Source organism: Microlunatus endophyticus (assembly GCF_014646195.1).
GTDB classification, from domain to species: domain Bacteria; phylum Actinomycetota; class Actinomycetes; order Propionibacteriales; family Propionibacteriaceae; genus Microlunatus; species Microlunatus endophyticus.
The window spans coordinates 744,348-767,758 of the sequence record NZ_BMMZ01000001.1; the positions used below are offsets into that span (position 1 = coordinate 744,348).

Genomic DNA, 23,411 nt, shown 5'->3' on the forward strand with positions numbered 1-23,411 from the left:
AACTTCCCGGGATCACCCAGCGGCGTCGACGAGTTGACCGCCTGGCTGCCGATGCTGCACCGGCTGAGTCGATGGGCTCCGGTGGCGATTCTCGTCGGCGACGTGCTGGCATACCGTGCAGTTTCGGCGGAGACGGCATTGCCATGTTATTTCGGGCGCGTCGCCAGTGAGGCGGAATATGTCGCCCAGCAACTTCAGACCAAGGTGATGCTCTACGTCAACCAGTCGAAGTTGAATCTGCGCGAGGCGGGCTTTCACGACATCCTGCACGTGTTCCTCGGCGCGCCAGGGCCGGGGCGGCAGAACTGGTTGAACAATCGGCTGCGTTTATACGACTATGTCCTTGCTCCCGACGACGAATCGAAGGCGTGGCTCGCCGCTCGGATGATGGCCTACGACGTCTCGACGACGGTGCGGATCGTCGGTCGGCCGGTCCCTCCAGCTGGACCGTTGAGTGGCCTCGGGGCCAGGCTGCGAGCCGCCGATGTCGCGGAGGCCGGTGTCGATGTCGATGCGGTCGTTGAAGAATTGCTGCAGATCCGTGATGAGCGAGATCGTTTGGTGACTGAGCGCGACGCCCGCCTCGCCGAGCAAGGAATCGTCCTGCTCAAGGGCGGTCAGGCCTGAAGCTGGATCTCCGTGCGAACTGCTGCGACGTCGCCGGCGATGATGCAGTCGAGCAATCGCTGACGCGGCTCCGAGAGCCTCGCGCGGACGGCGCTGTCGGCATGCTTCGTCAAGAATGCGCCGTGAGCATTCAACCACTCGGCCTGTCGGCCGGAGTCGTATTGCGGGAACCGAGTTGGGAGGTAGAACCGCAGCACCTTTCTGCGGATGATTTCGGCGATGAGCGCTCGCGTCATCGCGGGCCCACGGCTCAATTCGTGCACATTGGCGGCAATCTTCTCCAAAGACGCTACGTACGCCTCGGGCACGATCCGGCGGGACGAGATGTTCTGCCCGTCCTCGCGTCCCCGGAAGAAGTAATAGTCCTGGTCGGCGAGGACCGAGATCTTGTCGGCCAGGAGGTAGCAGCGGGACAGCAGAATGCCGTCCTCCAAGCGGATCTCACCTTCGGGAAAGCGCAGATCGTTGGCCTCGATGAGCTGCCGGTCGATCAGTTTGTGCGGGGTGAAGGTACGAAATGCCTGCCGTTTGGTAATCGATGGCTGCGTGGAGACGAACTTCCGCCGACCCGATCGCGTGCCGCAGCGCAGCACCCGTGGAATCACGATCTCGGCAGCCTGTTGGTCGCCGAATCGTACGAGTTCGGCCAGTCCACGCGGCACGAGATAGTCGTCGACGTCGGCGAAGAAGACCCAACGTCCGGTTGCGACATCCAGGCCACGATTTCTCGGCATCCCGGGCCAGCCTGAATTCGGCTGGGTCAGGACCTGAACGTTGCGGCGATCTCGGCGGAAGCGATCCAGCACCCCCGACGACCCGTCGGTTGACCCATCGTCGATCAGCACAACTTGGAATTCACGGTCGGTCAGGCCTTGGTTGTCGATCGAGTCCAGGAGATCCGGCAGGTAGGGGAGTGCGTTGTAGACGGGAACGATCAACGAGACCAACGGGGCCTTCGTGAGCACAGGCATTCGCTTGAACACCATGGACCAGGCCCCGTTCGCCAAGCTCATCAGTTTGACACGCTGCGTTCGTATCGGCCCGGCGGGACGACGCTCACACGATATAGCCTGCAGAAGGTCGCGAGAAGCCTAACCGCGGGACACTGCCGCCGGTGCGAAAGCTTGTCCAAGCCTCGACTCAACGAGCCCCGAGATCTGCGGGCGCAACTCGTCTGGATGGGTGGTCGGGTCTGTCCCGGCGATCAGCTCCAGCAGGCCGGAGTCGAGGACCCGATGTGGAGCGGCGACACCGAGCCGGTCCAGCAGGCGCTCAGGCACCCGCTGCGGATCGGCATGCCGGAACTCTTGCAGGATCTGGTCGTAATGATCACGAAGCACGGTGTTCGCCGGGTCCAGGCCGGTGATCATCAACAAGCCGGTGGGCCGGGTGTCGACCGTGATCACCGACAACTCGGGCCGGTACTTCGCGAACACGCCGAGCATCGAATAGACATCGCCGGTCCATCCGTTGGTGTGCCGGACCCGGGCCGCCTCGTCCACTGACCGAGGCAGCATGTCGTCGAAGATGATCACGCCGCGGTTGCTGGAATGTCTCTCAGCGTTGATGAAATCGCGGAGCGCGAATTCGAAGAGATGCAGGCCGTCGATGAAAGTCAGGTCGAAGGGCTGCCCCCCGGTCGGTGTTAGCGGATCGGGCCGGGAGAAATATTCGTCGCTGGTCGTCCGAAAAAGCGACACGGGCGCATTCAACTCAGCGGTGATCGAATATGCGGGATCGATCGCCACCGAAGCGCAACGGGAGCAGGCAAGGCTGCCGCCGTTACGGATACCGATCTCCAGGTAAGTGCGCGGCCGCAGCCGCTCGTGCACCCGGGAGAGGAAGTCGTAGTAATAGAAGTACATGGTCGATCTCTCTCCTCAGCCCCGCCCGGTGGCTTTGCGATAGGCGCTCTTGATCAACGGCGACCGCGAAGCAGCCCGTGCCCATGGTTGCAGCGGCTTCGGCACCCGGCTGATGATCCGTCCCGACCGCCTCTGCTCGGGCTTACCCTTGCCTGCTGATCCGGTTGCCTTCTTGGCTACCGGCTTCTTGGCTACCGGTGCTTTCCCCCCCTGCTTCTTGGCGGCCGGCTTCTTGGCGGCCGGCTTCTTGGAAGGGACCTTCGGGGCGGCTTCGATCGTCATCTCCCCGGCCGGCCCGATCCTCAGTTGCAGTCCGAGCGGCTGCTGCTTGGTCCCGCCGAAACTCGCCTCGAGCCTGCTCACTCCCGCGAGCCCGTTCAGGTAACACTCGATCTGCGCACTCGATCCGGTTGTCCGCAGGACGGCCGGAGCCCGGAACTTGCCGAGGAAGAGTGCCCCGTGCAGGATCGCGTCGCCGCGCGCGACGGCATCCGGCAGCGTGATCGTCAGGAGCGCGCCGGCCGCGGTCTCGTTGATCGTCGCCTGCTCGGGACTGAGCCGTGCGCCGAGGAAACCGTGTCCTCGGGCGCCGACATCGAGCCGCAGCCGGCCGTCGACGGCGAAGACACTGACCGGCGTACCGTCGACGACTGCGCCGCTCGCAATGCCCGTCGTGCTTCGGGGCTGTGGCAGTGCCGCGCTGATCGTTCGATCGGAACCGAATCCATTCAGGCGTACGAGGATCTCCCAAGTACCGCGCTCAAGCGGTTTGCCCGCGGCTGCCAGAGCGGCGTCGACCGATGCATGCACGATGAAACCGGCGGAGTCGCGCGCGGCATCGGCCGTGCTCGGCAGGACGTATTCGATCCCGGTCGCGAGGTTGCGGATAGCGGCGGCGAGGGTGAAATCCGGTCGTGGATCCGCCCGCGGTAGGCCCTGGACGACGCCCATGACCGTCAGGTACAGCACTCCGGCCGACCACTCGGCCGACGTGCTCGGTACGGCCAGCCCGATGTCGGCGACCGCCTTCGTCGCGCTGTCGGCACCGGCGACGTCGGCAGCCACAAGCGTCCGGACAACGTCCCGTTGCGCATATGGCAATGTGTCAACATCCCGATCCGTCCATGCACTGCGAACCAGTCCGACGATCTGGTCCGCCGTCGACCGGGGCACGCCGCCGGCTCCGCTGTGTCGGAAGGTGGCCGCCGCCTGGGCGGCGACCAACCGGGCCGATGGTTCGGCGTCAAGGTGGCCGAGAGCCTCGGCGAGGTCGGACCAGGCATCCTCGATGGATTGTCCGCCGGACGGGCCCATTCCGAGCCCGACCGGCGACGTGGCCACTACCGAGGCCCCGGCGGCCTCGAGCACCGCCGCGCGCAGGCTGCGGAAGCCGGCGTCCCGGCCGGCTTCAGCGGCAGCGGACATGACTTCGGTCAGCGTCGTGCGTCGGATCAGCGCGAACGGCGCCAGCATCGCGATTCCCCCAGCCGGGTCGGACGCGTCGATCGTCATGCCGGGGGACAGATCCTCGCTCACAAACCCCGCCGGCCCGGATTCGCTGCCGGTGGCCACCACCAGCTGCGCACCACCGGCAGTGGCATCGAGCAGCGACTGGAGTCCGCCGGGGAAGAGTAGGTCGTCAGGCCCGAGTAGCAGGACATAATCACCCTGCGCTGCCTCCACGCCTGCCTTCCAGGCATTGCCCTCGGTACCGGGACTGATCGGGAGCAGCGTGACATTGGGCCGTCGGACGACGAGCTCCCGCAACCGTCGGCTGGTCCGCTCCGAGGAACCCGGGTCGAGATAGATGACCTCGTACCGACTGTAAGGAAGCGACTGATCGTCCAGCGACGTCACGATCCTGGGCAGCCTGTCGTCGAGAGTTCCGGCGTCGATCAGGACCGAGGCCGTCACTGCGTCATGCTCCATGGTTCTCCGTCACGTAGCCCGATGAACAGATTCCGGACACACTACCCGCCGACCTGCCATCCACGACTCAAGGCGGCCGATCGCTCGGTACGCGAGAGACCGGAGGACTCCGGATACTGCATGTGGCCGACGCGCCTCCACAGGATCGGCTAATGTTCCCGGTAAAGTCCCTAATACCTAGTTGGAAACAAGGGGATACTGATGTCGTTGGGAGTGTCGATTGGCCGTGCGGTGGCCGAGACCGCGCGAATGCGTCTGGGACGGCGGTACGCCGACAGGTTCGGCGTGCGTCGGTTTCGCCGGTTACTGGACGACTACGAGGTCGCCGATCTCATCGAGACCGATGGCAAGGTCCCGCTCAACTACTTCGTGTACAAGCCCAACTTCGGTGACCTGCTGTCGCCGTGGCTGGTCCGCCACATCACCGGTCGTGACGTTGTCGTCGCCGACCGCCGCAGCCCGCACTACGTGGTGATCGGCTCGATCATCAATCAGGGAACGGATCAGTCGATCTTCTGGGGCACCGGCATGTACGGCACCGAGTCGGCGAAAGAGGTGCCCAGCGGCGCGCAGTATCTGGCGGTCCGCGGCCCGCTGACCCAGGCCAAGCTCGGTGCAGCACGGGGCTTCGGCGTCCGGGCACCGAAGACTTACGGGGATCCGGCCCTGCTGCTCCCGCTCTACTACCAACCACGGGTCCCGATCCGCTACGAATACGGCGTCGCGGTGCGGTGGAGCGAACGTACCTGGGCGCACGCCGAGTACGGTCCCGGCGTCAAGTTGATCGACTTCGGGCACTCCGATGTGGAGGCGGTGATCCGCGATCTGCTGTCCTGCCGGCGCATCGTCACCTCGTCGCTGCACGGCTTGATCGTCGCGGATGCCTACGGCATCCCGAGCGCCTGGCTGGGGTCGAAGTCTCCGCGAGGCGGGGTCTTCAAGTTCTACGACTACTTCGCCTCGGTCGACAAGTTCCGCCGGCCGCACGAGTTCAATCCGGCCAAGGAGCCGGTCACTGTCGAGCGGCTGCGACAGGCATTCACCTTCAGCGATCAGCCGATCCAATTCGACTACCGGGCCTTGCTGGAGTCCTCGCCGTTCCTGCGACGCAAGCGCGACGTCATCCCGGCAGCTCCGGACGGCTTGGAGACCACCTCCGCCGTTCGACGCGCGGTCGTCAACGCATGAGTTCTGCCTTGAAGCCTTGGCGCCAGGACGGATAGCGCAGCGTCCAGCCCAACTCCCGCTTGGCCTTGGCGTTGGAGAACCCACGACCCTGGGTCATCATCACCACGGCCTGCTCGCCGGCCAGCATCCGGGCCAACCACACGGGGATCCGTCGGGGCTGCTTCGCTCCGGCGCACTCGGCCAGATAGGGCAGCCAATCCCGGGCCGGTGCCGGGTTGTCGTCGACGATGTTGAAGACGCCGTGGGCGCGCAGCTCGATGGCCAGCACGGTGGCTCTGGCGGCATCGTCGAGGTGGATCCAGGAGCTGTAACCGCCACCGTCTCCGACCAGCGGATACTGCCGCTTGCGGAGCAGGGTCACTTGATCGTCGATGGCACCCGGACCGTAGAAGGCGCCGTATCGCAGCACCGCGCCGCCGAGCGCCAGAATCCGATCCTCGGCCTCCTGGAGGATCGCCAGCCCGGCGTTGGTGGTGAGATTCAGCGGATCGTCCTCGGCCTTGACCCAGCCGCCCTCCGGTGCGCCGTTCCAGCTCGCATAACCCTGTGAGACGAGATGCGGCACGGCAGCAGCGGCGGCTGCTGCGATCAGGTTGTCCGTGCCCTCCGAGCGCAGCCGATTGGTGGTCTCGAACCATTTGTCCGGGTGTTTGAGATCCGGCTTGCCCGCATGCGCCACCGCGATCGCGGTCATCTGATGAACCACGACATCCGGCGCTGCGGCGCCGACGGACTCCTTGACGCGCGTCGCGTCGAGTCCGTTCATCACCACGCCGGTCGCGCCGAGATTCTTGATCAGCCCGAGTTTCTCGCTGCTGGTCGTGGTCGCCGTCACCTCGTGCCCGCGCGCCACGAGCTGCGGCAGCAGCCGCCTGCCCAGCACGCCGGAACCACCCGCTACAAACACCCGCATGTCCTGCACTCCGTTTCGTCGTCGGTCGTCCGGATATCCGAACCACCATTCAGACGAATCCGAGGCATCAGATGTGACGTACGGGTCAGAGAGTGAACCTGTGGCCCGGGACGAGGTCCAGCTGCAGGTCCCGCCGGCCAGGCATCCTGATCATCACCTGCTGTCCGATCGTCGGCATGATCATCACCTCGGTGATCGCACCGTCCCGCCAGCTCAGGTCCATGATCAATCCGCCTCGCGTGCGGACCCCGCGCAGACTTCCGTCCGCCCAGGTGTCGGGCAGGCAGGGGAGCAGGTCGATGATCCGTACGCCCTCGGCCGTCCGCCCGTGGGACTGGACCAGCAGCTCGAGGATTCCCGCGGTGACACCGAAATTGCCGTCGATCTGAAAGGGCGGGTGGGCGCAGAAGAGATTCCGGTAGACGCCGCCGGCCTGGGCGACCTGCGGGCCGGCGGCCGCGATGTCGTCCGGCACCGGCGCCAGGAAGTAGCCCAGGCTCTGCTGCGCAGCCGCGGTCTCGTGTAGCCGGGCGTGCAACGAGATCCGCCAGGCCAGCGACCAACCGGTGGAGTAGGCACCGCGCAGCCGCAACGTCTCGCGTGCTGCCTCGATCAGATCGGCCTGCTCGGGGTCGTAGACGGTGACCGCGTCGCCGGGGTGGATGTCGTAGAGATGGGACTGGTGCCGGTGGCTCGGCTCGGCCTCGGCAAGATCATCCCGCCACTCCGGATAGCTGCCCCGCGCCGTCGGCCGGGGAAGCGGCAGCCGGTTCAGCGTCGCCCCGACGGTCGTGGTGCGTACGGGGTCGATGTCGCCACCATGGCGAGTGACGATCTCGGCCGCCCGCTGCCAGTTCCGCAGGCATTCGCGGATCAGCGCACCATCCATCGTCGAGGAGATCGTCACCGCTGCACGGTCACCGTCGGCTGTCAGGTAGCTGTTCTCCGGCGACGTCGACGGGACGGTCCCCAACGATCCATCGGGCAGGTCGACCAGTGTCGCCAGCGCGAATTCGGTCGCCCCGTCGAGCAGCGGCCAGGTCCGGTTGATCAGGAAGTCCTCGTCGCCGGTGAATTCGTACTGCTCCCAGAAGTGCCGCAGCAGCCAGAATCCTGCCATCGGCCACGCCGCCCAGCACGGGTTGGCGTCGCCCGGACCGACCGGCAGGCTGTAACCCCACTGGTCGGCATTGTGATGGGCCGCCCATCCGGGCCGGCCGTAGACCCGGCGCGCAGTCTCGGCACCGGTCACCGCCATTGTCTCCACCAGGTCGTACAACGGCTCGGCCAGTTCCCCCAGATGCGCCGGGAATGCCGGCCAGTAGTTCATCTCGGTGTTGATATTGACCGTGTAGTTGCTGCTCCACGGCGGCTGCACCCACGGATTCCAGATGCCCTGCAGGTTGATCGCCCGGGATCCGGGCCGGCTGGAGCTGATCATCAGGTAGCGGCCGAAGGCGACGATCAGCGCGACGAGTCGCGGCGACACGTCGCGATCGCGGGAGCGGGCCAGCAGCGCGTCGGTGTCAGCATGATCATCGGCCGCGGTCGGATCGGCCAGCTGCAGGTCGAAGCGATCCCACCACGACCGGTATTCCTCCAGGTGCTCGGCGCGGAGTCGTCCCACCGGGATGGCGGTGACGTCGGCCGACCGCTGCCGCGCGGTGCGGATCAGGCGATCAAGATCACCGTGCGGAGGAGTCAGGCTGTCGCCGAAGTCGGTCTCGGTGACGACGGTGATCACGAGCTCGGTCGCCGCGGCGATCCTGATCACCGGGCCATCGGCGGAGACCGTTCCGTCGCTGGAGATTCCGGCGACGGCGACGGCCGTTACCGCGGCGCCGGGGGTGTCGTCGTAAAACACGGATCGGGTCGCGTGATCATGACCTGGGAACACATCCGACGGCATCCGGCTGACCAGCAGCAACTGATCTTGATCCGCTGTCACCATGCTGCGGCGGCTGTCGGCATGGGCGGCGGTCAAGCCGATCGTCAGATCGCGTGGCCGGTCCCACCGGTAGTCGCCGACGATCGCCGCCGCCGGGGCGCTGGCGAAGACCTCGGCCCGTCCGCCGTCGGACTGCCAGCCGGCCACGGCGGTACCAAGATCAAGATCGCGGCGGGTCAAGGTGCTGGCCGGACCGGCGACCTCGATCTCCAACTCGGCCAGGGGTTGGTAGGCCTGGGAGTGGCCGTACTGGACCTTGCGAATCTCGCGCTCGGCGGTGACGACATCGCCGGCCAACAGAGCCGCCCGGACGCGTTCGATCACCTCCGGCGACGGCTCCGTGGACGCGGGTACGCCGGCGGTGCTGCTCGGCGATCCGGACCAGCAAGTGTCGTCGTTGAGCTGCCAACGATCATGGTCCGGTTCGCCGTAGAGCATGGCGCCGATCCGGCCGTTGCCGATCGGCAGCGCGTCGGTCCAGTGCCGGGCCGGGGTGGCGTACTCAAGTCGGTGCGGTGCCGCTGCGACGCGGTCGGGCATGGTCACTCCTCATGATCACTGACGAGGAACGAACCTATCGGACCTGCTTCGCGCGTCGCGGCGCGCCTGCGGGGGAACCCGCGAAACTCGCGTTGTCACGGCTTGCGCGGACGGCCCGGGCCGTTTCGTCCGTCGAACTCGTGTTGTCGCGAGTCTCGGGGGCGGCGTACGCGGGTCGGAGGTCCGGGGACGACGACCCTCAGGGGAGGGCGACGGTGATGCCCGAATGCGATAACGGCTGGCCCATCCCGACCAGTGCTCGACCGGCCCCGGGCAGATCGGTCACCTCGGTGATCAACTGCTCGGGACGTACGCGACCGGAGCTGACCAGCTGCAGCAGGCCCGGATAATCGGCGGCTGCGATCCCGTGCGAGCCGTGGATCGACAGCTCCCAGGCGATCGCCCGGTCCATCGGCAACGGCGGGGTGGCCGCCGGCCCGAAGAGCAGCCCGACCTGCACGTGATGGCCGCCACGGCGCAGGCTGCGGACCGAGTTGAGAGCGGTCGTCGCCGTGCCGGCGCAGTCCAGACTGAGGTGTACGCCACCGGTCCGATCGGTGATCAACCCGGCCGGATCGCCGTCGGCGGCATTGATCGTCTGCTCGGCACCCACCTGTGCGGCCAGTTCGAGCGCGGCGGCGGACAGGTCGACGGCGATCACCCGCAGGCCGAGTGCGGCCCCGATCATGATCGCCGACAGCCCGGCTCCGCCGGCGCCGTACACCGCAAGCCAGTCGCCAGCGCGGACCGGCGCGTGCCCGGTCACCGCACGATAGGCGGTCGCGAACCGGCAACCGAGCGCGGCGGCGGTGGTGAAGTCGAGATCATCGGGGAGCCGGACCAGATTGAAGTCGGCGGCGTGGATCGCCACCTGCTCGGCGAAGGATCCCCAGCCGGTGAAGCCTGGTTGGGTCTGGTCCGGACAGACCTGCGGGGCCCCGTTACGGCAGTAGTCGCACCGGCCGCAGCCGCAGACGAACGGGGTGGTGACCCGGTCGCCGACCGACCAGCGCGTCACCTGGGGCCCGATCTCGACGATCTCGCCGGCCAGTTCGTGACCGCCGACGTGCGGCAGGTCGACGGGGTCGTGACCCACCCAGGCGTGATAGTCGGAGCGGCAGACGCCGGTGGCCCGGACCCGGATCAGCACGCCGTCGGCCGGGCACCGGGGATCGGCGACTTCCGCGACGGCCGGGGTGCTGCCGGTCGCCTCGTACACCAGTGCTCGCATACCACTCCTGAGAAACGGGAAAGCCTGAGAACGACGAAAGGCCTGCGTCAGGATGCGTTATAGCGCGTCCCGACGCAGGCCTTCCGGGTGGGGCTACTTGACCCCGGAGAACCGCAGGCTAACGATCTGGAACGGCCGGACCTTGACGGTCGCGGACTCGCTGCCGCCCTCGACCAGGGCCGGCTTCACGTCCTCGATCGCGTCGATCGGACGCTCCAGCAGGTCCACCTCCGACACCGACGCGAAGCCGAAGCCCGGCGTGATGGTCGCCGTGCCCCGAGCGCCGTACGGCTCGTAGGCGCGGATGATCACATCACCGGACTTGTCCTCGGCCAGCTTGATCGCCTCGATGATCACGCCGCCGTCGACGGTCGCGATCGCCGGCACGGTCGCCGCACCCGGCTGCCGGCGCTCCGGCAGGTTGAGCGCATAACCGGCATTGACGGCGTCGGCGATCCCGGCACCGATCTCGAACCGGGCCTTGACCGTGTGCCGATCCTGGTCGGTGCGCGGGTCGGGGTAGCGCGGGCCGCGCAGCAGCGACAGCCGGACCACCGAGTAGCTGCCACCGTCGGGCGAGGCGTGCCGGGAGACGTCGTGGCCGTAGGTGGAGTTGTTGGCCACCGCGGCGCCGAAGCCGGTCTCGCCGACGTGCACCCAGCGGTGCGCGCAGACCTCGAAGCGGGCGCTGTCCCAGGAAGTGTTCTCGTGGGTCGGCCGGTAGAGATGGCCGAACTGGGTCTCGTACGCCGCACTGTCGGCGTGCACGTCGATCGGGAAGGCCAGCTTGAGCAGCTTCTCCTGCTCGTGCCAGTCGATGTCGTTGCTGATCTCGACGCCGGACTCGCCGGGCCGCACGATCAGCGTCTGGTCGACCGTCGAGTTGCCGAAGGTGCGCTTCAGGCTGACCTGCACCGAGCCGTTGGGCAGCACCTCCGCCGCCAGGCCCTCGACGTCGGTCAGGTTGGTGACCGTGTGCTTGTAGAACTCGTCGATGTCCCAGGCGTCCCAGGCATTCGGGAAATCGGCATGCAGCTGCAGCAGGTTGGCGGTCTGGCCGGCCGGCAGGGTCTCCCGGCCGGTGGCCAGATCGATCGCCGAGGTGATCAGGCCCCGGGCGTCGATGGTGATCTTGATTTCGGAGTTGGTGATCACATAGCCGCCGTCGGCCTCGGTCAGCGAGACCGGCTCGACCACGACCGATTCCGCCGGTGCCGCCGACAGTGCGGCGAGTCCGCCGCGCGCCACCGGAGCGCCGTTGAAGACCGTCTCGCCATCGCCGGTGCCGAACTTGGCCACCAGCGCCTGCTGTGCGGCGTCGATCAGCGTCGTCACATCGGCGATGATCTTCTGGTAGTTCTCCCGCGCCTCGCGATGCACCCAGGCGATCGCCGAGCCCGGCAGGATGTCGTGGAACTGCTGCAGCAGCACCAGCTTCCAGATCCGCGCGAGCTCCTCGTACGGGTAGTCCAGACCGGCGTGCACGGCGGCCAGCGCCGACCACTGCTCGGCCTCGCGGAGCAGGTGCTCGCTGAATCGGTTGCCCTGTTTGGTCTTGGCCTGCGAGGTGTACGTCCCGCGGTGGATCTCCAGGTAGAGCTCGCCCTTCCAGACCGCCGGGTTCTTGTACTCGGCGGCCGCGTCGGCGAAGAACTCCTTGGGCGAACGGACCGTGACCTTGGCCGAACCCTCGAGATCGGCCGTACGTCGGGCCCGCTGCAGCATCTCGCGGGTGGGGCCGCCGCCGCCGTCGCCGTAACCGAACGGTGCCAGCGAATGGCTGGACGCACCCTTGTCACGGAAGTTGGTCACCGCATGATCAAGTTCGCGACCCGACAAGTCGGAGTTGTAGGTATCGACCGGCGGGAAGTGGGTGAAGACCCGGGTACCGTCGATGCCCTCCCACATGAAGGTGTGGTGCGGGAACTTGTTGACCCGGTTCCAGGAGATCTTCTGCGTCAGGAAGTGTTTGACGCCGGCCAGCTTGACGATCTGCGGCAGACCACCGGAGTAGCCGAAGGAATCGGGCAGCCAGACCTCGTCACACAGGATGCCGAATTCGTCGCGGAAGAAGCTCTGGCCGAAGAGCAGCTGGCGGGCCATCGCCTCGGAGCCGACCATGTTGGTGTCGGACTCGACCCACATGCCGCCGACCGGCACGAAGCGGCCCTCGCCGACGGCTGCCTTGACCCGCTGGTAGACCTCGGGACGGTTGTCCTTGATCCACTCGTACTGCTGGGCCGAGCTCATCGCGTACACATGGTCGGGATAGGTCTCGAGCAGGTTGACCTGGTTGGCGGTCGTACGGGCCACTTTGCGGATGGTCTCGCGGACCGGCCACAGCCAAGCGGAGTCGATGTGCGCGTGACCGGTCGCGGTGAGCTGGTGGGCGCTGGCATTGGCCTTCTTGGCGAAGACCGGCTTCAACGATTCCCGGGCCGCGGCCGCGGTGCCGGGGATGTCGGACAGCTCGATCAGGTCCAGGGCGTGATCGAGAGCCAGCAGGATCTCCCACTTGCGCGGTTCGCCGACCGGCAGCGACTTGCCGAGCTGATCAAGAACATCGAGATCGGCGACCAGCTCGTGGACCTCTTCGTGGAAGATGTTCAGGTCGGCACGCAGCAGCTTGTAGATCGGGTCCTTCGGGGCGGTCAGCTTGTCGCCCATCTCGGTCGGACGCCAGTCGCCGACACTCGGGTTGGCCGCGGCCTCGACGTAGAAGTCGATCGCGGTGCCGGTGACCTTGATCCACTCGTTGAACGGGTTGATGCCCTTGATCACGCTGCCGTCGGGCAGGTAGATCAGGCCTTCGGCCTGGAAACCCGGGCCACCCCGGTTCCAGCCGAGGTTGATCACGATCTCCAGGTCGGCCGGGTCGAGCCCGTCCGGAACGGTTCCGGTGACATGCAGCCAGCTGGTACCCCACGGTGGGCCCCACGGATCGCCGACGCCGAACGGCACGTACTCGGGACGGGTGTTGCCCTCGAGCCCGAGGGCGATCGCCGGCTGGACCGGCTCACCACCACCGCCCTCGACGTGCCAGGCCTCGATCTGCAGATCGGCCACTGGGGTGTAGACAGCCGGCGAGACGCGCTCCCGCAATACTCTGCGAACGCGGTTCTCGATCTCGGTCTGACGGTCGTGCATCGGTGCAACTCCTCAGGCGGAACGGTGACCGGGACAGGGCGTCCCGATTTTGTCACGTGGATTGATTAATCCCGGTCAGGAACCTTATCCGATCCGAGCGGCTCTGCACTGCCCGGTTGTCGATTCCTGGACGATGCGCGGGAGATGTCGGGCGTGATGTCGTCTACGACGCTGTGTAGGACCTGATGGCCGCCGGGCGGGTCGGATGTGTGAAGATCTGATCGTGAGTCCTGTTTCGCAACTCGAGCCGTACGACGCGGTGGTCCTGGTTTCCTTCGGCGGACCTGAGAAGCCGGAGGATGTGGTGCCGTTCCTGCGCAACGTCACGCGCGGCCGCGGGATCCCCGACGAACGTCTCGAGGTCGTCGGCGAGCACTACTACCTCTTCGGCGGCAGGAGCCCCATCAACGACCAGTGCCGCGCGCTGATCGCGGCGCTGGAGAAGGAGTTCGCGGACCGGGGACTCGAGACCCCGATCTACTGGGGCAACCGCAACTGGGAGCCCTACCTGACCGACACGCTCCAGCAGGCCGGGGCCGACGGCCACCGCCGGGTGCTGGCAATCACCACCAGCGCCTACCCGTCGTACTCCTCCTGCCGGCAGTACCGGGAGAATCTGTACGACGCCGGCCACGACACCAGCCTCAGCATCGACAGGATCCGCCAGTACGCCGATCATCCCGGTTTCGTCACTGCATCGGTGGACGCGGTCCGCGCCGGGCTGGCGCAGCTGGGCGCCGAGGGTCACGATCCCGCGTCCGCGCGGCTGGTCTACGTGACGCACTCGATCCCGTCACCGATGGCGGAGGCATCCGCCCGCGCGACCCGCGGATACGAATCCTGGCACCGCGCCGTCGCCGACGAGGTGACCCGGCAGGTCGCGGCGGCGACCGGCGTCGACTATGCCGGTGGTCACGACAGCGATCTGGTCTACTGCTCACGCTCCGGCGCGCCCGGCCAGCCGTGGCTGGAGCCCGACATCAACGACCGGCTCCGGGAGTCGGCGGCAGACGGCACGAAGGCCGTTGTCGTGGTGCCGATCGGCTTCATCTCCGACCACATGGAGGTGATCTACGACCTGGACACCGAGGCGGCCGAGACCGCTCGGGAGCTCGGCCTGGGCTTCGCCCGGGCCGCGACCGCCGGCACCCATCCGGCCTTCGTGGCTGCGTTGGTCGACCTGGTAGAGGAGCGGGCTGCGATCGCACGCGGGGAGCAGCCGGAGCAGGCCGTCATCCCGGGCGCTGAGATCGGTGCCGTCGTCTGTCCGGTCGACTGCTGCCTGAATCTCCGCCAACCGGACCGTCCGGCGCTCTGCCAGCGCTGATCGAACTGACGCCGCAGCTCGGAGTCGGCATGTGAGAGGCTCGACCTCATGGCGCGACGGGTGTTGGTGACAGGTGCGGCCGGATACATCGCCGGGTTGGTCCTGCCCGCGCTGCGGGAGCGCTACGACCTGACTCTGGTCGATGTCACCGACACCGACCGGGACGGCAACCGGGTCGACGGGGTCGAGGTCCTCGACCTGCTGGCCGACCCGGATGATCGTTTCCGCCAGTTGTGCGAGGGCGTCGAGACCATCGTGCACGTCGGCTTCCGGCGACCTGCCGAGGGGCCGTCCTACCGCGAGGAACGGATCAACGTTGACTTGGCTGCGCAGGTGTTCGAGACGGCAGCCGCGACCGATGTCCGACGGGTCGTCTGCACCAGCACCAACCAGGCCAGCAAATGGTACGAGCGACCCTGGAAGCAGCAGCGGATCGATCGGGTCGCCCCCTTCGACTACCCGCGGCCGGACACCTTCTACGGCTGGGCCAAGGCGGCGTACGAAGCGCTGGGCTTTCTGTATGCGACCGGTGCGCAGACCCGGGCCGTCCCCAATGTGCAGATCCGGATCGTCGCACCGCGGCCGATCCGGGCGGCCGATTTCACCGACCGGCCGTTGATCGACTATCTCCGCGACATCGCGGGCTGGGTCAGCGAACGCGATCTGCAACAGCTCTACGTGCGCAGCATCGAGGCGGAGTCGATCGACGACGAATTCGGGGTGCCGTTCCAGATCTTCTACGGCGTCTCCGGCAACGCCCGGACGTTCTGGTCGATCAGCAACGCCCGCACGCTCATCGGCTACGCGCCGCAGGATGATTCCGAGATCGCCTACGCCGACGAGATCGCGGCGATGCTGGCCCGAGGCTGAGCCTGGTCGGGCCGAGACACGGCTCGTCCGTCGATCGCGTACAGTCCTTGCGCGGTGTTGATCTTCGACCAGCGACGAGAGAAGACGATGGCTGAGCTGACCGGATTCCAGGAACAGGCGCCGTACGACGAGCGCATCGATCTGCGGACCGACTTCGTCATGGTGTACGGCCTCAACGACACCACCGCGGAGCGGATCGAACGCTGGCGCCGGGCCGGCTACCGCATCCATCTGATGACCGGGATCTCGTGGGGCACCTACCAGGACTATCTGTACGGCGACTGGGACGGCGAGCAGCACTGGGACGACGCGCAGACTGTGGCAGACGGGTCACCGATCCTGCACGGCAAGGACATCCCGTACATGGTGCCGACGGTGTCCTTCACCGACTACCTGGTGCAGAAGCTGCGGCCGATCCTCGAGCTCGGCGTCGAGGGCGTCCATCTCGAGGAGCCGGAGTTCTGGGCCCGGGCCGGCTACTCGCCGGCCTTCCGGCGGGAGTGGCAGGCCTACTTCGGTGAGCCCTGGCAGGACCCGCACAGCTCGCCGGAGGCACATTTCCGTTCCGGGCAGCTCAAGCAGCACCTGCTGACCCGCAGCCTGGACCGGGTCACCACGGTGCTGCGGGACGAGGCCCTGCGGGCCGGCCACGACCTCCGTTTCTATGTGCCGACCCATAGCCTGCTGAACTACACCCAGTGGCAGATCATCAGCCCGGAATCCAAACTTCGTGATCTTGTTTCGGTGCACGGGGCGATCGCCCAGGTCTGGACCGGCACCTCCCGGACGCCCAACATCTATGCCGGCCGGCATGCCGAGCGCACCTTCGAGACCGCCTACCTCGAATACGGCATCGCGCAGGATTTGACCCGGGGAACCGATCGCACGCTGTGGTTCCTGCACGATCCCATCGAGGACCAGCCGGACCGCACCTGGCAGGACTATCTGGCCAACTACCACCGGACGCTGGTCGCTTCGTTGCTGCACCCGGACGTCACCCGGTTCGAAGTCGCGCCGTGGCCGCACCGGATCTTCACCCGGCCTTATCTGTCGGAGGGCTCGACCGAACGGATCGGTATCCCGCCGGCGACCGCGACCTCGTATCTGATCACCATGAACGCGTTGCGTGATCTTGACGGGCGGGGGGTGTATCAGCAGCCCGACCTGCCACACTTCGGCGTGTTGCTGTCCGACACCGCCATGTTCCAGCGGTGGCGTCCCGGCGAGGCGATGGGACACTACGACGGGCTTCAGGACGCGCTGGCGGTCGAGGGCCGGGAGCTGCTCAACTTCTCCGACTTCTACGGGCTGGCGTTGCCGCCGCTGTTTGCCGGGCAGCAGGTCCGTCCGGTCCAGCTGGAGAATCTGATCACAACACCCGGAGCTCTCGATGATCTTGACGTGTTGATCTTGTCCTACGAATTCCAGAAGCCGCTGACGCCGGCGCTGCACTATGCGCTGGCGGCGTGGGTGTCGCAAGGCGGTGCGCTGCTCTATGTCGGCGACGGATCGGATCCGTACCATCGGATCCGGCAGTGGTGGACCGGACGCTATCCGGATCCGGCCGTGCACCTGGCCGAGGCTCTTGGCATCCAAGGAGATTCCGCTGGGATCCAGGCTGTCGGCGCCGGTCACGTCCGGTTCGTCGCCGCGTCGCCGGCGGACTTCACCAGCTCGCCGGAGCGGGCCGCCGAACTGTGTGATCATCTTGAGCGGCTGACCGAGGCCGCCGGGCACGACTGGACACCCAGTCCGTGGCTCTCGGTGCGTCGTGGACCGTATCTGATCGGCGCCGTGCTGTCCGAGGCCGAGCACGGGGTCACTGTGTCGGGTCGCTATCTGGATCTGCTCGACCCCGACCTGCCGGTGATCACGAACCGTGATCTTGATCCGGGCGACGTGGTCTGGCTTCGTGATCTTGACCAGGGCGACGAGTTGGTGCTCGCAGCAGCCGGTCGGATCCGTGATCTCGAGCGCGCTGCCGACACGGTCAGCTTCCGCTGCGAGGCACCACGGGACGTCGCGGTGATCATCGCGCTGCGATCGGTCCGACCGCCGCGGCAGGTCGTTGGAGCTGAGTGGGAGCACGAGCCGGCGCCCGGCGTCCTGCGGCTGCGCCATCCGGGCTCGCCGGCCGGCACGGCGATCACCATCAGCTGGTGACCGCGCAGCCCGGACAGCTCTGGGATAGCTTGAGACCCATGACGCGTGCAGTCTCATCGTGGTCCCTGCACCGGACGCTCGGCCGGTATGTCGCCGATGATCCGGAGCCGGCGGGATCCGACGGCCTCCGACCCACCGGCCCGGTAGCGGCGACCAGTCTGCTGGAACTGCCCGGCCAACTGTTGGTGCACGGCTATGACACGGTCCAGCTCTGCCACTTCCATCTGCCGCATCGCGACGACGGCTACCTGGCCGAACTCCGGGCCGCGTTGGACGATTCCGGGATCGCCCTGGATGGGCTGCTGGTCGATGCCGGCGATCTGACGCATCCGACGGACGCCGATGCCCATCAGGCCTGGATCGATGCCTGGATCGACGATGCCGAAGCGCTCGGCGCGCGGCGGGCCCGGGTCATCGCCGGTCAGCAGGCCCCGACCCCGCAGCTGCTGGAGCAGAGCGGCCGGCGGCTGGCCCGGCTCGCCGCCGCCCATCCTGACATCCGGATCGTGACCGAGAACTGGATGGCGCTGTTGCCCGACGCCGATTCCGTACGCTCCGTGCTGGACGCCGCCGGCGACTCGGTCGGACTGCTCGCCGATCTGGGCAACTGGACCGGTCCGGACAAGTACGACCAGCTGGCCGCGATCGCGCCGTACGCCGAGACCTGTCACGCCAAATGCCACCACACCGCCGACGGCGAGTTGGAGACCGAGGACTACCGGCGTTCGGTGCAGGTGCTGCTGGACGCCGGCTTCGGCGGGCCGTTCGCGCTGGTCTACGACGGGCCGACCGACGACGAGTGGGCGTCACTCGATGTCGAGCACGAGATCGTCGCCGGCCTGGTGGAGCAGCCGGCCGGCTGACCGGGCGGTACGCCCTGGCTGGGCGGCACACTCTTGATCCCGCCGGCAACGGGAGTACCGTCGTCAGCAAGCGCTCGACGACGAGCGCATGAGAACGGGTGCGCGATGCATGCCTGGATGATCTGGGTTGCCGTCGCCGCGGGCCTCGGGGTTGCCGAACTGGTCGCGACGACGCTCGATCTCGCCCTGCTGGGTGTCGCCGCTCTGGCCGGCGCCGGGCTGGCCGCGCTCGGACTGCCGATCGGCTTCCAATTCCTCGGTTTCTGTATCTCCGCCGTGCTGTTGATGGCCGTCGTCCGCCCGGTCGTCCGCCGGCACATGCTGACCGGTCCGCCGATCCGCTCCGGTGTCGCGCGACTGATCGGCAAGGAGGCCGTCACACTCACCGACGTCGCCCGGGACAGCGGTCGGGTGCGGATCGGCGGCGAGGAGTGGACGGCTCGTCCGTACGACTCCGACCTGGTGATTCCCAAGGACACCACAGTCGAGGTATTCGCGATCGACGGCGCAACCGCCCTCGTCCATCCCAGGGAGCTCCCATGGCAGGTTTGATCATCGGCATCGTCGCGGCCCTGTTCGCGGCCTTGATCGTCTTCCGGACCGTACGGATCGTGCCGCAGGCGCGAGCCGGCAACGTCGAGCGGCTCGGCCGCTACATCCGAACCCTGGAACCCGGGATGAATTTCGTGATCCCGTTCGTGGACCGGGTCCGGCCGTTGATCGACATCCGCGAGCAGGTGGTGTCCTTCGAGCCACGCTCGGTGATCACCGAGGACAACCTCAGTGTGCACATCGACACTGTGCTCTACTTCCAGGTCACCAATCCGCGCGATGCGGCGTACGAGATCGCCAACTACATCCAGGCGATCGAGCAGCTGACCGTCACCACCCTGCGCAACGTGATCGGCAGTCTTGATCTTGAAAAGGTGCTGGTCTCCCGGGAGTACATCAACTCTACCCTGCGCGGGGTGCTCGACGAGGCGTCCGGCAAGTGGGGGATCCGGGTCAACCGGGTCGAGATCAAGGGCATCGAGCCGCCGCCGTCGATCAAGGAATCGATGGAGAAGCAGATGCGCGCCGACCGGGAGAAGCGGGCCGCGATCCTGACGGCCGAAGGCGTACGGCAGTCCCGGATCCTCACCGCAGAAGGCGAACGGCAGGCGGCGATCTTGAAATCCGAGGGCCAGGCAAAGGCGATCGACACCGTCTTCGAAGCGATCCACCGCAACGACCCGGATCCGAAGCTGCTGGCCTACCAATATCTGCAGGTGCTGCCCGAACTGGCCAAGGGCCAAGGCAACACGTTCTGGGTGATTCCCAGCGAGGTCACCTCAGCCCTGCAGAGTGTCACGAAGGCGTTCACCGACAGCAAGATCAACACCGATGGCGACAACACCGACAACACCGACAACACCGACAACACCGACAAGCAGCAGGGGATCAGGATCCCCTTCGATCCGATCGCTGCGCTCAACGGCAAGGATCACAGCGAAGATCAGTGACGATCAGGCGGTCTTGATCGATCCCAGGCCGCTCTCCTGCAGCCACTGGCTCCAGGAGAGGTTGTAGGCCGCGTAGCCGTTGGTCGGGTCCGCGTCGCCCCGCGGCGAGCCGGTGATCGTGACGGGATCACCGATCTGGATGTGGTTGTAATACCACTTGGCATCGGACAGTGACAGGTGGACGCAGCCGTGTGATCCGTAGCTGTGCCCCGGGTAGGGGTCGCCGTCGGAGTAGTGCACGAAGGTGCCCGACCAGGTCAGCCGGACCGCCCAGGGGTAGTAGCCGTCGTAGTAGTTCGGGCTCTTCTTGTTGCAGGTGATCCCGGCACTGCAGGACGTCATGTGTTCGTTGGGATCCTTCTCCGACACGGCCATGGTGCCGTCCCAGCTGGGGAAGTCCGGGCTGCCGGCGTCACTGGGGAAGGTCTTCAGCAGCTTCCCGTCGCTGTACACCTTGGTGGTGTGGTGGGTGACGGAGATCTTGGTCTCGAAGTCGCCGCCGATCGTGAACTTGTGGACGTAGGAGTGGGTGCCCTCGCGGCCGTAGCCGTCCTTGACGTGCTTGAACTCCGCGTCCAGGGTGACCGAATCACCGGCCGGCCAGTAGTCCTTGGGGCGGAATTCGACCTGGCGATCACCGAACCAGTGCCAGGCACCGGTGACCGGGGTGGATGCCGTCAGCTTCATCGCCTTCTCGATGCCCTTGCGGGCCGAGGTCTTCACCGGGTCGGTGAAGACGACGATGATTGGCATCGCGACGCCGACGGAGGCGCCGTCGGACGGCATGATCGAATCCAGCAGCATCGCCGGCGGCGGGGGAGTCGGCGTCGGAGTCCGTGTCGGGGTCGGGCTCGGCGAGTCGGATGCGCCGGCGCTGGTCGACGGATCCGGGACGCCTGAGGTCGGGCCGCCATCGGTCGCGCCACCGGTGGGCGCCGGCTGGGAGGTCGCGGTGGCGGCGTTCCCGCCGGCCGTCTGATCCGACGGGCGGACGCCACAGGCGGCAGCCAGCAACAGCACGGTGGACAGACCGATCGCGCCCAGCGAGCGGACGCCGAGGACGCGTCGGCGCCCACCGACCGGCAGCTGGTTGAATCTTGTCACCGGTACATGATCACCCGGACAGGCCCAAAATCTCGCATTGGCGCAGGATTTTCCCAGCACCGCCGCTAGATCTGTAACCGAGAGACCAGTACGTGACGATCAGTACGTGACGATCAGTACGTGACGATCAGTACGTGACGATCAGTACGTGACGGGGGCCGGGCCGAGCTCGTCGAGCAGTTGCTGCATCTTCACGTACGCCTTGTTCCGGTACGCGACGAGTTCCGGGGTGTCCTCGGCGGGCACGTTCAGGAAGCCGGCGCCGGACTTGGTGCCGAGCTTGCCGGCGTCGACCAGGTCCTTCAGGATCTTCGGCGTGGCGAACCGCTCCGGGAAGCCCTGCTGCAGCGATTCGTAGCAGAAGGCGTACACGTCCAGTCCGGCCATGTCGGCGATCGCGAACGGGCCGAAGAACGGCAGCCGGAAGCCGAAGGTGGTCCGGACCACGGTGTCGATGTCCTCGACCGAGGCGACGCCCTCGTCGACCAGCTGGGTGGCCTCGTGGAAGAGCGCGTACTGCAGCCGGTTCAGCACGAAGCCGGTGACGTCCTTGATCCGCGCGGTCTGTTTGCCGGTCGACTGCACGACCGCCTCGGCGGCAGCGAAGGTGTCCTCACTCGTCCCGTCGTGGCCGATGATCTCCACGCCCGGGATGAACGGCGACGGGTTGGAGAAGTGCACGCCCAGGAAGCGCTCCGGATGATCGACGGCCGAGGCCATCGCGCCGATCTGGATGGTCGAGGTGTTGCTGGCGATCACCGCGTCGACCGGAGCGGCAGCGCTGATCCGGGCCAGGGTCTCGCGCTTGAGGTCCAGCTTCTCCGGTACCGCCTCCTCGACGAACTGCGCCTGCGCGACGGCTTCCTCGATGGAGGCGGCCGCGGTCAGGTGGGCGTCGATGGTTGCGGTCGAGCCGGCCTCGAACAATCCGTCGGCGACGAACTGGTCGGACTCGGTGAGCAGCCGCTTGCGGTTGTTCTCGGCGACCTCGGCGCTGACGTCGGAGATGATCACCGTGTGCCCGGCCAGCGCCAGCACCTGGGCGATGCCGCCGCCCATGTAGCCGGAGCCGACGATGGCGATGGTCAGCGGGTTGTCGGTCTGCTTGATAGCCATGATCTTCTTCCTGCTGCTCAGGCGGTCTTGGAGAGGGTGGTCTGCTGGGTGACCAAGCTGCGCGGGGCGGTGTGCGGCCTCTTGGGCAGTGCGTGCCGGCGCAGGTAGTCCTGGTTGGTGGCGCACACGCTGAGGCTGTCGCCGCCGTAGTGCTCGCACATGATGACGCCCTGGAAACCGGAGGCGACGGCAGTGCCCATCGCGGACCGGTAGCTGATCAGCCCGGCCTCCAACGGGGCCGGCGTCGCGAACCATTGGCCCTTGGCGCGGTCCTCGTCGCGGAAGTAGTTCTTGACGTGCCAGAAATTCGCGTACGGAAGGGTCTTGGCGTGGGCTTCCTGCCAGGACTCGATCGGCCGGTGCAGGCGCACCAGGTTGCCGATGTCGGGATTCAGGCCGACGTTATCCAGACCGATCTCGGTGACCAGCCTGACCGAGGAGTCGGCCGTGCCGAGGTAGGTGTCCTCGTACATCTCCAGGGACATGATCTGGCCGTTCTCGGCGGCATGCCGGCCGAGATCCTGGAAGCGTTCGACCGCGAGGGCAAAAGCCTCCTTGTCCTCCGGATCGTCGGTGTGGCCCTGGACGGTCCAGAACCACAGCTGCTCCTGCTGCTGGGGCGTCAGCGCCTGGTGCAGGCCGAAGGAGACCACCCCGATTCCCAGCTCGGCGGCGGCGTCCAGAGTGCGGTGGCTGTAGGCGAGGTTGTCCTCCCAGGCATCCTTCTGGATCACACTGCGGCGGATCGCCGAGACCGAGGCGTAGCGGACGCCCTGCTCCTTGGCGATATCACCAAAGGCCTTCAACTGCTCCGGATTCAGATCTCCGGGGCGGACCCAGCTGTCGGTGATGTCGGCGTAGGCGAACCCGGCGTCGGCGACATCGCGCAGATTGCTGGTCCACTGCTCGACGGGCGCCGGCGCGTCCGGTGCGGGTTGTCCGTCGCCGGCCCACATCATTGCGGTGGCGATCGGCCAATTGTCGGCTGTGAAGCCGGGTTGCGTTGCGGTGTCCTCGGACGCGGATTGGGTGGCCATGGGGGGATTGTCCCAACCGCACCCGGTCCGGCCAAAGCCGG

The 23,411-nt window shown here is 66.9% G+C and carries 18 protein-coding genes; 8 read left to right on the forward strand and 10 right to left on the reverse strand.

The window, feature by feature from the left end; all coding sequences use genetic code 11:
* Window positions 1-33: 33 nt before the first annotated feature.
* Window positions 34-627: a hypothetical protein gene (locus IEY07_RS03565; protein WP_188893750.1), complete on the forward strand. Its 594-nt coding sequence runs from the start codon at window positions 34-36 to the stop codon at window positions 625-627.
* Here the strand turns inward: IEY07_RS03565 and IEY07_RS03570 are convergent.
* The 3 genes from IEY07_RS03570 to IEY07_RS03580 all read right to left on the reverse strand — a co-directional run bounded on the left by IEY07_RS03570 (window position 618) and on the right by IEY07_RS03580 (window position 4,406).
* Window positions 618-1,598 carry a glycosyltransferase family 2 protein gene (locus tag IEY07_RS03570; protein WP_188893751.1) on the reverse strand — a complete coding sequence of 327 codons (981 nt, stop codon included), beginning with the start codon at window positions 1,596-1,598 and terminating at the stop codon, window positions 618-620. The genes IEY07_RS03565 and IEY07_RS03570 overlap by 10 nt on opposite strands.
* Before the next feature lie 120 nt (window positions 1,599-1,718).
* A complete protein-coding gene (locus IEY07_RS03575) occupies window positions 1,719-2,492 on the reverse strand; it encodes a class I SAM-dependent methyltransferase (protein ID WP_188893752.1) in 774 nt (257 codons plus the stop codon).
* A gap of 15 nt (window positions 2,493-2,507) precedes the next feature.
* Complete coding sequence (locus IEY07_RS03580; RefSeq protein ID WP_229669656.1) at window positions 2,508-4,406, reverse strand: glycosyltransferase family 2 protein; 1,899 nt, start codon at window positions 4,404-4,406, stop codon at window positions 2,508-2,510.
* A 228-nt stretch (window positions 4,407-4,634) separates the two neighbouring features.
* On the opposite strand from IEY07_RS03580, the gene IEY07_RS03585 reads away from it, so the two are divergent.
* Entirely contained in the window at window positions 4,635-5,609 is a 975-nt protein-coding gene (locus IEY07_RS03585; RefSeq protein WP_229669680.1) for a polysaccharide pyruvyl transferase family protein, read from the forward strand.
* On the opposite strand, the gene IEY07_RS03590 is transcribed toward IEY07_RS03585, so the two are convergent.
* The 4 genes from IEY07_RS03590 to IEY07_RS03605 form a co-directional block, all read right to left on the reverse strand.
* Window positions 5,599-6,522, reverse strand: a complete 924-nt coding sequence (locus IEY07_RS03590; protein ID WP_188893755.1) for an NAD-dependent epimerase/dehydratase family protein — start codon at window positions 6,520-6,522, stop codon at window positions 5,599-5,601. The genes IEY07_RS03585 and IEY07_RS03590 overlap by 11 nt on opposite strands.
* Window positions 6,523-6,607: 85 nt before the next feature.
* On the reverse strand, window positions 6,608-9,010 hold the full coding sequence (locus IEY07_RS03595) for a glycoside hydrolase family 95 protein (RefSeq protein ID WP_188893756.1): 2,403 nt from the start codon (window positions 9,008-9,010) through the stop codon (window positions 6,608-6,610).
* Between the two features lie 199 nt (window positions 9,011-9,209).
* Window positions 9,210-10,241 carry a zinc-dependent alcohol dehydrogenase family protein gene (locus tag IEY07_RS03600; protein WP_188893757.1) on the reverse strand — a complete coding sequence of 344 codons (1,032 nt, stop codon included), beginning with the start codon at window positions 10,239-10,241 and terminating at the stop codon, window positions 9,210-9,212.
* Window positions 10,242-10,334: 93 nt separating this feature from the next.
* Complete coding sequence (locus tag IEY07_RS03605) at window positions 10,335-13,388, reverse strand: alpha-mannosidase (protein WP_188893758.1); 3,054 nt, start codon at window positions 13,386-13,388, stop codon at window positions 10,335-10,337.
* Between the two features lie 223 nt (window positions 13,389-13,611).
* Between IEY07_RS03605 and IEY07_RS03610 the strand changes: the two genes are divergently transcribed.
* The 6 genes from IEY07_RS03610 (at window position 13,612) to IEY07_RS03635 (ending at window position 20,113) form a co-directional block, all read left to right on the forward strand.
* Complete coding sequence (locus tag IEY07_RS03610) at window positions 13,612-14,715, forward strand: ferrochelatase (RefSeq protein ID WP_229669657.1); 1,104 nt, start codon at window positions 13,612-13,614, stop codon at window positions 14,713-14,715.
* Between the two features lie 48 nt (window positions 14,716-14,763).
* Entirely contained in the window at window positions 14,764-15,585 is an 822-nt protein-coding gene (locus tag IEY07_RS03615; RefSeq protein WP_188893760.1) for an NAD-dependent epimerase/dehydratase family protein, read from the forward strand.
* An 87-nt stretch (window positions 15,586-15,672) separates the two neighbouring features.
* The gene (locus IEY07_RS03620; RefSeq protein WP_188893851.1) at window positions 15,673-17,748 is read left to right on the forward strand and encodes a hypothetical protein; all 2,076 of its coding nucleotides are present in this window, start codon (window positions 15,673-15,675) and stop codon (window positions 17,746-17,748) included.
* A gap of 38 nt (window positions 17,749-17,786) precedes the next feature.
* Window positions 17,787-18,611: a sugar phosphate isomerase/epimerase family protein gene (locus IEY07_RS03625; RefSeq protein ID WP_188893761.1), complete on the forward strand. Its 825-nt coding sequence runs from the start codon at window positions 17,787-17,789 to the stop codon at window positions 18,609-18,611.
* Between the two features lie 117 nt (window positions 18,612-18,728).
* Window positions 18,729-19,163 carry an NfeD family protein gene (locus tag IEY07_RS03630; protein ID WP_229669658.1) on the forward strand — a complete coding sequence of 145 codons (435 nt, stop codon included), beginning with the start codon at window positions 18,729-18,731 and terminating at the stop codon, window positions 19,161-19,163.
* Window positions 19,151-20,113, forward strand: coding sequence for an SPFH domain-containing protein (locus IEY07_RS03635; RefSeq protein ID WP_188893763.1), 963 nt, complete (start codon window positions 19,151-19,153; stop codon window positions 20,111-20,113). Before IEY07_RS03630 ends, IEY07_RS03635 begins: the two co-directional genes overlap by 13 nt.
* A gap of 3 nt (window positions 20,114-20,116) precedes the next feature.
* On the opposite strand, the gene IEY07_RS03640 is transcribed toward IEY07_RS03635, so the two are convergent.
* The 3 genes from IEY07_RS03640 to IEY07_RS03650 form a co-directional block, all read right to left on the reverse strand.
* A complete protein-coding gene (locus IEY07_RS03640; RefSeq protein WP_229669659.1) occupies window positions 20,117-21,217 on the reverse strand; it encodes a L,D-transpeptidase in 1,101 nt (366 codons plus the stop codon).
* Window positions 21,218-21,358: 141 nt separating this feature from the next.
* Window positions 21,359-22,333, reverse strand: coding sequence for a 3-hydroxyacyl-CoA dehydrogenase family protein (locus IEY07_RS03645; protein ID WP_188893764.1), 975 nt, complete (start codon window positions 22,331-22,333; stop codon window positions 21,359-21,361).
* 17 nt (window positions 22,334-22,350) lie between these two features.
* Window positions 22,351-23,370, reverse strand: coding sequence for a sugar phosphate isomerase/epimerase family protein (locus IEY07_RS03650; protein ID WP_188893765.1), 1,020 nt, complete (start codon window positions 23,368-23,370; stop codon window positions 22,351-22,353).
* Window positions 23,371-23,411 lie beyond the last annotated feature (41 nt).